The sequence below is a fragment of the Bacillus sp. SIMBA_154 genome (assembly GCF_046536015.1).
GTDB lineage: Bacteria > Bacillota > Bacilli > Bacillales > Bacillaceae > Bacillus > Bacillus pumilus_P.
This window is the reverse complement of sequence record NZ_JAWJBV010000008.1, coordinates 153,006-163,570: the sequence shown is the minus strand read 5'-3', so window position 1 is coordinate 163,570 and position 10,565 is coordinate 153,006. Positions and strand designations below refer to the sequence as shown.

Below are 10,565 nucleotides of genomic sequence, written 5' to 3'. Positions count from 1 at the left end.
CAATACATTTCATTCTTCATACATACGTTAAAAATAAAAAAGATTGTAGAAAAACATGAGTTTCTCTACAATCTGAAGCCGGTGAAAAACCGGCTTTATTTTTACTCAGATTGTTCTTGATCTGACTCTATGTTTTCTACATTTTCTTCACTGTTCTCTTCATCGTCTTCTGGTGATTGTTCAACTAATGCCACTGTAGCGACATGTTCATCATCACGTAGACGAATTAGGCGGACACCTTGGGTGACACGACCTGTTGTCGAAATGTCTGAAACGGCCATACGAATGATGACACCGCTCCCTGTAATAATCATCAAGTCTTCTTCAGCTTCAGCATTGGTCGCCTTCACTGTGACAAGCGGACCATTGTTGTCAGTGATCTTGCACGTTTTAAGACCTTTACCGCCTCGAGTTTGAACACGATATTCTTTTTCAGGCGTTAATTTACCATAACCTCTTTCGGTTACGATCAATACGTTTGCATCTGGCTCAAGGATTTCCATTCCAACGACGATGTCATCCTCAGAAAGTGTGATCCCTTTGACCCCAGCTGCCGTACGTCCCATTTCACGAACATCCGTCTCGTCGAAACGAATCAGCATCCCCTTTTTCGTCCCAATGATGATTTGTTTTTCTCCATTGGTTAAACGAACGGCCATCAGTTCATCTTCGTCACGCAGGCTCAGTGCAATAAGACCATTGTTTCGAATGTTTGCAAACTGAGACAATGATGTCCGTTTCGATACACCGTGTCTTGTTGTAAAGAAGAGGTACGAATCTTCATCAAATTCGCTTACTGGGATAATGGCGTTAATCCACTCTCCCTTTTCTACTTCAAGAAGGTTAATAATCGGAATCCCTTTCGCTGTCCGTCCAAATTCAGGAATCTCATACCCCTTGGCACGATAGACCTTCCCTTTATTAGAGAAGAAGAGGATCGTATCGTGGGTCGATGTTGAGATCAGTTGTTCAACGAAATCATCCTCGTTGGTCCCCATTCCTTGGACACCTTTTCCGCCTCTTTTTTGACTGCGGTATGTTGATGCGGGCAGACGCTTAATATAACCATTATGAGTCAGTGTAATCACAATGTTCTCAACAGGAATCAAGTCCTCATCTTCGATTGTTTCAATACCCGCTGTCACAATTTCAGTTCGACGCGTATCATTGAAACGTTCTTTGATTTCTATTAATTCTTCTCTAATGATTTCAAGAACTTTCTCATTGTCTGCTAGGATGGCTTTTAATTCAGCAATCAAATCAACAAGTCCTTTATATTCATCTTCTATCTTTTCTCGTTCTAAACCAGTCAAGCGCTGGAGTCGCATATCAAGAATGGCCTGTGCCTGTTTTTCAGACAAGCTATAGTTTTCCATCAAACCATTTCTAGCAATTTCAGCGGTTTGAGATCCTCTAATTAAGGCAATGACCTCATCTAAGTGATCAAGTGCAATTCTCAAGCCTTCTAAAATATGAGCTCTTGCTTCTGCTTTACGCAGCTCATACGCCGTTCTTCTGCGAATGATCACTTTTTGATGCTCAAGATAATATTCAAGACATTGTTTCAGTGATAAAACCTTTGGCTGTCCATCAACAAGCGCCAGCAAGTTGATACCGAATGAGGTTTGAAGTGTCGTTTGTTTATAAAGATTGTTTAATAGAACATGGACATTCGCATCTCTTCTCAGCTCAATGACAATACGCATACCATTTCGATCTGATTCATCACGCAAATCTGTAATGCCATCAATCTTTTTATCACGGACAAGATCAGCGATTTTTTCAATCAAACGGGCTTTGTTGACCTGGTACGGGATCTCATTGATAACAATGCGCTGTTTACCGCTAGATGTTTCCTCAATATTCGATTTTGCTCTTAATGTAATAGAGCCGCGCCCTGTTTCATACGCCTTTCGAATACCGCTTCGGCCAATGATTTGTCCTGCTGTTGGGAAATCTGGCCCTGGGATGATATCCATAAGCTCCTGTGTTGTCATTTCTGGGTTTTGACTGATGGCCAATACCCCATCAATTACTTCACCTAATTGGTGCGGCGGAATATTGGTCGCCATTCCTACAGCAATTCCTGTCGCTCCGTTGACCAATAAGTTCGGAAATCTTGCAGGCATCACCATTGGCTCTCTTTCACTGCCATCATAGTTATCTTGATAATCAATGGTATCCTTTGTGATATCACGGAGGATTTCCATAGAAATCTTAGATAGACGCGCCTCGGTATAACGCATCGCCGCTGCTCCGTCTCCATCGACCGAACCAAAGTTTCCATGACCATCAACTAACATATAACGATAGTTGAAATCTTGCGCCATCCGAACCATTGCTTCGTATACAGCGCTATCACCGTGAGGGTGGTACTTACCGATAACTTCCCCAACGATACGTGCAGATTTCTTAAATGGTTTATCGCTTGTCATTCCTAGGTCATTCATCGCATACAAAATTCTTCGATGCACAGGCTTCAATCCATCTCGTACATCTGGTAATGCACGCGAAACAATAACACTCATTGCATAATCTAAAAAGGACGTACGCATTTCTTGACTGATATTCACTTCGCGTACATTTGGTGTATGTTGTTCACTCACTATAAGAACCTCCCTTTACGTATCACATGAAATAAATTATGTGGGAGTAAAATATGTATTTATCTTCACAAGACTATTCTTCATTATATCAATAATCTCTGCTTTATACACATTAATTTACTAGAAAATCAACGAAACATAGAAAACCAGGACATTCGTTTCACAGGCCTGAATCTTGAAAAACAACCTTATTCCAAACAAGAAATAAGGTTGTTCTCAAGGGGACCTATCTAAATATCAAGATTTTTCACGTATTGTGCATTTTCTTCGATAAAGTTTCGTCTCGGTTCTACTTTATCTCCCATCAGCATTTCAAATGTCTCATCAGCATCAATCGCATCCTCAAGTGTCACTTGAAGAAGTGTTCTCGCATCAGGATCCATTGTTGTTTCCCAAAGCTGAGTTGCGTTCATCTCTCCAAGACCTTTATAGCGCTGAAGTCCAGGTTTTGGTGTTTGAGGCAATGTCTTTAGCAGCTCATCTAGCTGTTTATCGTTATACACATACTCAACACGTTTACCTTGCTGCACTTTATATAAAGGCGGCTGCGCAATATACACATAACCGTTTTCAATGATTTCACGCATGTAGCGATAGAAGAACGTTAAGAGCAGCGTGCGGATATGGGCACCATCGACATCCGCATCCGTCATGATCACAACTTTGTGATAGCGGGCTTTCTCTAAAGTGAAGTCTTCACCGATTCCAGTTCCTAACGCTGTAATCATAGAACGAACTTCGTTGTTAGATAAAATTTTATCTAGTCGTGCTTTTTCAACGTTTAGGATCTTTCCTCTTAGCGGTAAAATGGCTTGGAAGTGGCGATCACGCCCCTGCTTAGCAGATCCGCCCGCAGAATCTCCCTCTACGATATAGAGCTCAGAGATAGAAGGATCTTTAGAAGAACAGTCTGCCAATTTCCCAGGCAGGCTAGAGACTTCAAGTGCACTTTTACGTCTCGTAAGCTCACGTGCCTTTTTGGCTGCCATTCTTGCACGAGCTGCCATCAGTCCCTTTTCCACGATTTTCTTCGCAGAATCAGGGTTCTCTAGCAAGAATTTCTCCAGTGCTTCAGAGAAAAGAGAATCTGTAATGGTTCTCGCTTCTGAATTCCCAAGCTTCGTCTTCGTTTGACCTTCGAATTGTGGGTTTGGATGTTTAATGGAGATAATCGCCGTTAAGCCTTCGCGCACATCTTCACCACTCAAATTCGAGTCTCCATCTTTGAATACGCCATTTTTACGAGCATAATCATTAATGACGCGCGTCAGACCCGTTTTGAAGCCTGCTTCGTGTGTTCCGCCTTCATACGTATTGATATTGTTGGCGAAAGAATAGATGTTACTTGTATAGGAATCGTTGTATTGTAAAGCAACTTCAACAGTGATTCCGTCTTTTTCACCCTCGATGTAAACTGGTTCTTCATGAACCACTTCTTTTGAGCGATTTAAATGTTCCACATAGCTCTTGATACCGCCTTCGTAGCAGTATTCATTTCTCCGCTCTTTTCCTTCGCGTAAGTCCTCAATGATAATGTTAACACCTTTTGTTAAGAAGGCTAACTCACGTACACGATTGGCAAGTGTGTCGTAATCAAATTCAATGGTTTCAGTGAAAATTTCTGGATCTGGCACAAAATGAGTGGTTGTACCTGTTACGTCTGTTTCACCAATAATTTTTAGATCGCCAACTGGAACTCCGCGTTTGAATTGCTGATGATGAATCTTTCCATCACGGTATACTGTCACGTCTAAGGTTGTAGATAACGCATTTACAACAGAAGCCCCTACACCATGCAGACCGCCAGATACTTTATAACCGCTGCCGTCAAACTTACCGCCAGCGTGAAGAACAGTCATAATGACTTCTACTGCAGGTCGTCCCATCTTTTCATGAATCCCAACAGGAATACCGCGGCCATTATCTTTTACTGTAATGCTATTATCTTTTTCAATTTGCACTGTAATGTCTGTACAATAACCAGCTAATGCCTCATCAATACTGTTGTCGACAATTTCCCATACAAGATGGTGAAGTCCTTTTGCATTGGTTGCCCCAATGTACATTCCTGGACGTTTTCTAACAGCTTCTAGCCCCTCGAGCACCTGTATCTGATTTTCATCATAACTATTATGTTGCTGTTCCATTGCCACGTACATTCACCTACACTTTTCTTAAACGATATATTTATATGAATTGAGCTTTTAGACTTCAATTTCAATCACAAATGAAGCACGTTTTTTGAGCGTGCTTGAGGAAAGAGGAGAGTAATACACAGATTTAGTTGTGACGACGATAGATTTGGGTGTCCCTTGTGACAACGAAATGATTTGTTCCTCTTGTTTTTTAAGAAATTCCTCTACAACAGAAGATGACCTCATTTTGTAATCAACAATTGCGACAATCTCTCGTGTAGAAACAACACAATCATCACCTAAATGAATATACAAGACTCACACCTCATTTATCAGTCAATTACTTTTCCACTGGCTACTCTGAAAATTTCCGCTTCTTTCAGGGTAGCGTGATCGATGCCTTCAACACTTGTTGTCGTGACGAAGGTCTGTACACGTCCCTGAATGGTATGGAGCAAATGAGACTGTCTATAATCATCAAGTTCAGATAAAACATCATCGAGTAGAAGAATTGGGTAGTCACCGATTTCTTCATGGATCAGATCAATTTCTGCAAGTTTTAGTGAAAGAGCTGTTGTTCTTTGCTGCCCTTGAGAGCCATATGTCTGAACATCCCGACCATTCACAAAGAAAAGAAGGTCATCTCTGTGAGGTCCCCACAGTGTCACCCCTCGGTCTATTTCTCTGTCTCTTAGTTTCTGAAACGATTCTTCATAGCTATTCTTTATTTTCGACAAGTCTGACGCTTCTGATACCTCTATCGCTGTCTGGTATTGGAGCGTGAGTGTTTCTAGCTCTCTAGAAATTCCAAAATGCAACGGCTGCGCCCATTTTTCAAGCTGTTTCGTAAAAGTAAGTCGTCTTTTGACAACTTTCGCTGCCGCATCAATCAACTGCTCTGTTAAAACCTCCAGCATCGCTTGATCCGTTTGCTTTCTTGTTTGCAATTGTTTCAAGTAATGATTTCGCTGAGAGAGGATTTTTTGATAGAGCGATAAATCATGCAAATAGACAGCAGAAACTTGTCCAATCTCCATGTCGAGGAATCTTCTGCGAATTTGCGGGCTGCCTTTCACAAGGCTCAGATCCTCTGGTGCAAACATGATGGTGTTTAAAGCACCAACATAATGACTAAGTTTCTGTTGTTCAATGTGATTGACCTTTCCCTTTTTTCCTTTTTTTGAGATCACGAGCTGCATTGGGAGTGGACCGTTTTTTTTGATGACTCTACCTTCTATTTTAGCATAGTCTTCGTCCCATCGGATAAGTTCTTTATCATTTGACGTACGATGAGACTTTGCCATAGACAATACATAGATCGCTTCCATCAAGTTCGTTTTACCTTGGGCGTTCTCACCGATCATGACATTGACCTTATTGTCGAAATGAAGTTCGGTGTGTTCATAGTTTCGGTATGAAGTTAATGCCAGACTTTGAATGTACATGTATTGTCACCCGTTTCTACTTCACAACTTGAAATGTGCCATAACCTTCAATCTCGACAACATCTCCTGGGTATAATTTACGTCCCCGTCTATTATCTGGCTCTTGATTAATGAACACCTCATGTTCACTTAAAAACCATTTCGCCATTCCGCCAGATTGGATGACTTCGGCTAATTTCAAAAACTGCCCTAATGTAATCATTTCTGTTTCAATGGTTATAGGATTAGGCATTGTATCGACCTCTTTCAATATCACTAATATCTAATTGTACTAAAAAACAAGACAAGAAGGAAAGGGGGAAAGCGAACTGGGATGAAAGAAAGCATGGTAAACGAGAAGAAAAGCTGCTGTGCACTCACACAGCAGCCATTTTAGATGAACTTAATACGTTCTTACTGGAAGAATCAATTGCAAGATTGAATCATCATTCGGGGTGCGTAAAAGGAATGGTCTCATCGCACCAGTGAAGCTTACATGAATATCAGTTCCCTCTAATACTTTTAACGCATCCAGCATATATTTCGGACTGAAGGAGATCTTTAGGTCCTCCCCTTTAATGTCCTCCGCTTGAACCGTTTCAACCACTTTACCAATTTCAGGCGAGTTAGAAGAGATTTCAAGACTCTGCGCAGGATCAGCAGACAGTTTCACGACATTATTCCGTCCCTCTCTTGCCAAAAGTGACGCGCGATCAATCGCTTGAAGGAATTCTTTCGTGTTCACCACGACATCCGTTTTACTTTCTTGCGGGATGAGGCGAGCTGTATCTGGATAATTACCGTCCAGCAATCTAGAGAAGAACAGCACGTTTTGTGCTTTAAAGAGAACTTGCGTTTCTGTAATCACGATGCTCACAAGATCTTGTCCATCATCAAGAATTTTGCTTAGCTCTGTTAAACTCTTCCCTGGAATGACCACATTGTACGAGCTTTCCTCGTTAATATCTAACTTCGCTTTTCTTAAAGCAAGACGATGGCTATCCGTTGCCGTGCATATTAATTCACCTTTTTCCACCTTCCAGTTTACACCTGTCAAGATAGGTCGTGTTTCTGAGGTGGACACTGCGAAAACGGTTTGACGAATTAAGTTTTTAAGCAGGTCTGTTGGAATTTGAAAAGCATGGTGCTCTTCAATTTGTGGCAGATGCGGATATTCTTCAGCATCTAAGCCGTTTAGATTAAATTCTGCTGAACCAGAGCGGATGATGGTCAAATGGTTTTGTTCTACTTCTATTTCGACAGTAGACATTGGCAGTTTCTTAACGATTTCGCTAAAAAAGCGGGCCTGCAGCACAATACTTCCCGGACGATCAATTGTAATGACTTCTAAATCCCCATCTCTTTTAGGAATAAAAGATTCAATTGAGATATCAGAGTCGCTTCCTGTTAGGGAAACCCCTTCATCAGATGCAACAATTTTAATCCCTGTCAAAATAGGAATCGTTGTTCTAGAGGATACGGCTTTTAATACATCTTGGACACCTTCAACAAGACGATCTTTTTGAATCGTGAATTTCATAGTGGTCCTCCTAAATTTTCTTAATGACATGTATATATATTTATTTAATAAAAATCGTAGAAGTACTAGTAGGGCTTGTGAATATGTGGATAAGCCGGCAAAAAGAAAGGAAAGACAGCCTATCCACATGTGGACAGACTGTGTATGACCATGCTGAAGTTATTCACATTTTCCCGTACTAATCATATCAGCTTGTTTATTTTAATTGTTCTTTGATCTCTTTGACATGCTGCTGAAGCTGTTCATCTTCAACGATTAATTTCGAGATTTTCTCGTGAGCATGAATGACTGTCGTATGATCACGTCCGCCAAATTCTTCTCCTATTTTAGGCAGAGAGGAATCGGTCATTTCTCTAGAGAGGTACATGGCAATTTGTCTTGGATAAGCAACTGATTTCGTCCGTTTCTTCGCTTTGAAATCTTCTAATCGAATATTAAATTGATGCCCTACAATTCTTTGAATATCTTTAATCGTAATGATCCTTGGCTTCGATGAAGGAATGATGTCCTTTAGGGCCTCAGCTGCTAGATCCGCATTGATGTCTTTATTAATTAGAGAAGAGTAAGCAACGACACGAATCAAAGCACCCTCCAGCTCACGAATGTTACTGTCGATTTGGTTGGCAATATAAAGCATGACTTCATTTGGTATATCTAAGCCTTCTGCCTTTGCTTTTTTTCGCAAGATCGCAATACGCGTTTCTAGATCTGGCGGGGTAATGTCTGTAATTAGACCCCATTCGAATCGGGAGCGTAATCTGTCTTCAAGTGTCGGAATTTCTTTCGGCGGCCGGTCACTAGAAATGACGATTTGCTTACTTTCTTCGTGAAGTGTGTTGAATGTATGGAAAAACTCTTCTTGTGTTTGTTCTTTTCCTGCTAAAAATTGAATATCATCTATCAAAAGCACATCTACATTCCGATAGCGATTACGGAAGTCGACAGCCTTGTTGTCTCGGATTGAGTTGATAAATTCATTTGTAAATTTTTCAGATGATAGATAGACCACTTTGGCTGATGGATTATGGTCTATAACGTAATGACCAATCGCATGCATCAAGTGGGTCTTTCCTAAACCAACGCCTCCATAAATAAAGAGCGGGTTATAAGCTTTTGCTGGTGCTTCTGCGACTGCAAGTGAAGCGGCATGAGCAAAACGGTTGCCTGAACCAATAACAAAAGTATCAAAAGTATATTTTGGATTCAGCATATTTTGTGGAATTTCAACAGGCTCTTCTTTAGACATTTTTTTAATTGGAGACTTTGGCATGGCTTCCACTTCGTCCTGATTTTGAGGAATAATAAATTTGATGCTGAGCTCTTCACCTGTCAGTTCATAGATGGTATCTGCAATTAGGTGGAGATATCTTGACTCCAGCCAGTCTCTAGCAAATTCATTAGGTGCAGTAATTGTGAGTGTATCTCCTTGAAGAGAATGGGCTTTAGTCGACTTCATCCATGTTTCAAAACTGGGTTTACTCAATTTTGTCTCTATTTTTTGAAGTGCTTTATTCCACAGATCCAAAATATTTTCCATAAGGCTTCTCCCCCCTCCTTTTCTTTTTAAAATGACCAGTATCAAACTGTTATAGAACACGAAAAAGAGCAAATGGTCATTACCATTCGTGCACATACTTTGTTGAAAACAATTAATATAGTAGAAAAACGTCTTTTCGACAAATTACACAAGTTGTGGATAAACAATTCAACAAGCTGTGTAATAACTTTCCACAGGTTATCCACAGATTGTGGATAATATAAATAGGTCAGATAAGTAATTAAGAGTTAAAACACAAATATAATATCAAAATAAACGAGATGGTGCAATGGGTGTCACAAACTTATCCACAAACTTTACATCCTGTTGAAAAATAATTATCCACACCGGTTATTTGTGTGAAAAAAATGTCGATAATGGATGTGGATAGTCTAAATATGCTGGAAAAATATCCACAACCTTGTTTTGGAGGTCTTTTAGGAGAAAAAAGAATAAAATGCTGGAAACTGAAAAAGAAGGTTTCTTCACTTGATAACTTGTGTTATGCTTATAAGGTTGATAATAAGAGTTTTATCATTGATATTGACAATCGATGGGTTACACAAATATAATGAGTTAGACTGTCTTAAACAGCTATTCCTCAGGGAGGTGTCATAAATGAAAAGAACGTTTCAACCTAATAACCGTAAGCGTAGTAAAGTTCATGGCTTCCGCAGCCGTATGAGTTCTAAAAACGGACGTCTAGTTTTAAAGCGACGCCGCAGCAAAGGTAGAAAAAAATTATCAGCTTAGGCCACTGAATAATGTCAGTGGTCTTTTTTACATAAAATCGTAAATGAATTGTCAGTTTTTATCGGAGTGGAAGAAAACATGAAGAAGCGAAACAGGCTAAAAAAAAATGAAGAGTTTCAAAAAGTGTTCAAAAAAGGTCAATCAATGGCTAATCGCCAATTCGTTATTTACCAGCTGGATCAACCGAATCAAGATGAACTGCGTTTAGGATTGTCTGTCAGTAAGAAGATTGGTAATGCAGTGATAAGAAATCGAATTAAACGACTGATCCGCCAGGTGTTTTTAGAGGAAGGTCATAAGTTAAAGCAAGAAAAAGATTATATTGTCATTGCACGAAAACCAGCGAGTGAATTAACCTTTGAGGAAACAAAGAAATCTCTCCAACATTTATTTAGAAAATCCGCTGTTTATCAACAACAACCGAAAAAGTCTTCGTAATAGAAACTTTCGTTGAATCAATTTTTAAAAGCGCTTCCTTCATCTAGTGAATTAAAATGAAACCACCACTTTGTAATGAAAAAATGTTACCATACTGATTAGGTGAGTCACTTTCGTAATCAATTCCAACTT

The 10,565-nt window shown here is 40.0% G+C and carries 9 protein-coding genes; 2 read left to right on the top strand and 7 right to left on the bottom strand.

Annotation, left to right across the window (positions count from 1 at the left end):
• Positions 1 to 101: 101 nt before the first annotated feature.
• The 7 genes from gyrA to dnaA form a co-directional block, all read right to left on the bottom strand.
• Positions 102 to 2,606, bottom strand: a complete 2,505-nt coding sequence (gyrA, locus tag R0K30_RS13120; RefSeq protein WP_099726325.1) for a DNA gyrase subunit A — start codon at positions 2,604 to 2,606, stop codon at positions 102 to 104.
• 230 nt (positions 2,607 to 2,836) lie between these two features.
• The gene (gene gyrB / locus R0K30_RS13115) at positions 2,837 to 4,753 is read right to left on the bottom strand and encodes a DNA topoisomerase (ATP-hydrolyzing) subunit B (RefSeq protein WP_099726326.1); all 1,917 of its coding nucleotides are present in this window, start codon (positions 4,751 to 4,753) and stop codon (positions 2,837 to 2,839) included.
• Between the two features lie 57 nt (positions 4,754 to 4,810).
• The gene (remB, locus tag R0K30_RS13110) at positions 4,811 to 5,056 is read right to left on the bottom strand and encodes an extracellular matrix regulator RemB (protein ID WP_099726327.1); all 246 of its coding nucleotides are present in this window, start codon (positions 5,054 to 5,056) and stop codon (positions 4,811 to 4,813) included.
• Positions 5,057 to 5,073: 17 nt separating this feature from the next.
• Positions 5,074 to 6,186 (bottom strand): DNA replication/repair protein RecF, encoded by a 1,113-nt coding sequence (gene recF / locus R0K30_RS13105; protein WP_410611116.1) that lies wholly within the window; start codon positions 6,184 to 6,186, stop codon positions 5,074 to 5,076.
• A gap of 16 nt (positions 6,187 to 6,202) precedes the next feature.
• Positions 6,203 to 6,418: a S4 domain-containing protein YaaA gene (gene yaaA / locus R0K30_RS13100; RefSeq protein ID WP_099726329.1), complete on the bottom strand. Its 216-nt coding sequence runs from the start codon at positions 6,416 to 6,418 to the stop codon at positions 6,203 to 6,205.
• 150 nt (positions 6,419 to 6,568) lie between these two features.
• Positions 6,569 to 7,705, bottom strand: a complete 1,137-nt coding sequence (dnaN, locus tag R0K30_RS13095; protein ID WP_410611113.1) for a DNA polymerase III subunit beta — start codon at positions 7,703 to 7,705, stop codon at positions 6,569 to 6,571.
• Positions 7,706 to 7,901: 196 nt separating this feature from the next.
• Positions 7,902 to 9,242: a chromosomal replication initiator protein DnaA gene (dnaA, locus tag R0K30_RS13090; RefSeq protein WP_410611111.1), complete on the bottom strand. Its 1,341-nt coding sequence runs from the start codon at positions 9,240 to 9,242 to the stop codon at positions 7,902 to 7,904.
• Between the two features lie 618 nt (positions 9,243 to 9,860).
• On the opposite strand from dnaA, the gene rpmH reads away from it, so the two are divergent.
• Entirely contained in the window at positions 9,861 to 9,995 is a 135-nt protein-coding gene (rpmH, locus tag R0K30_RS13085; RefSeq protein WP_008360908.1) for a 50S ribosomal protein L34, read from the top strand.
• 78 nt (positions 9,996 to 10,073) lie between these two features.
• On the top strand, positions 10,074 to 10,433 hold the full coding sequence (gene rnpA, locus R0K30_RS13080; protein ID WP_008360906.1) for a ribonuclease P protein component: 360 nt from the start codon (positions 10,074 to 10,076) through the stop codon (positions 10,431 to 10,433).
• The last annotated feature ends 132 nt before the right edge of the window (positions 10,434 to 10,565 follow it).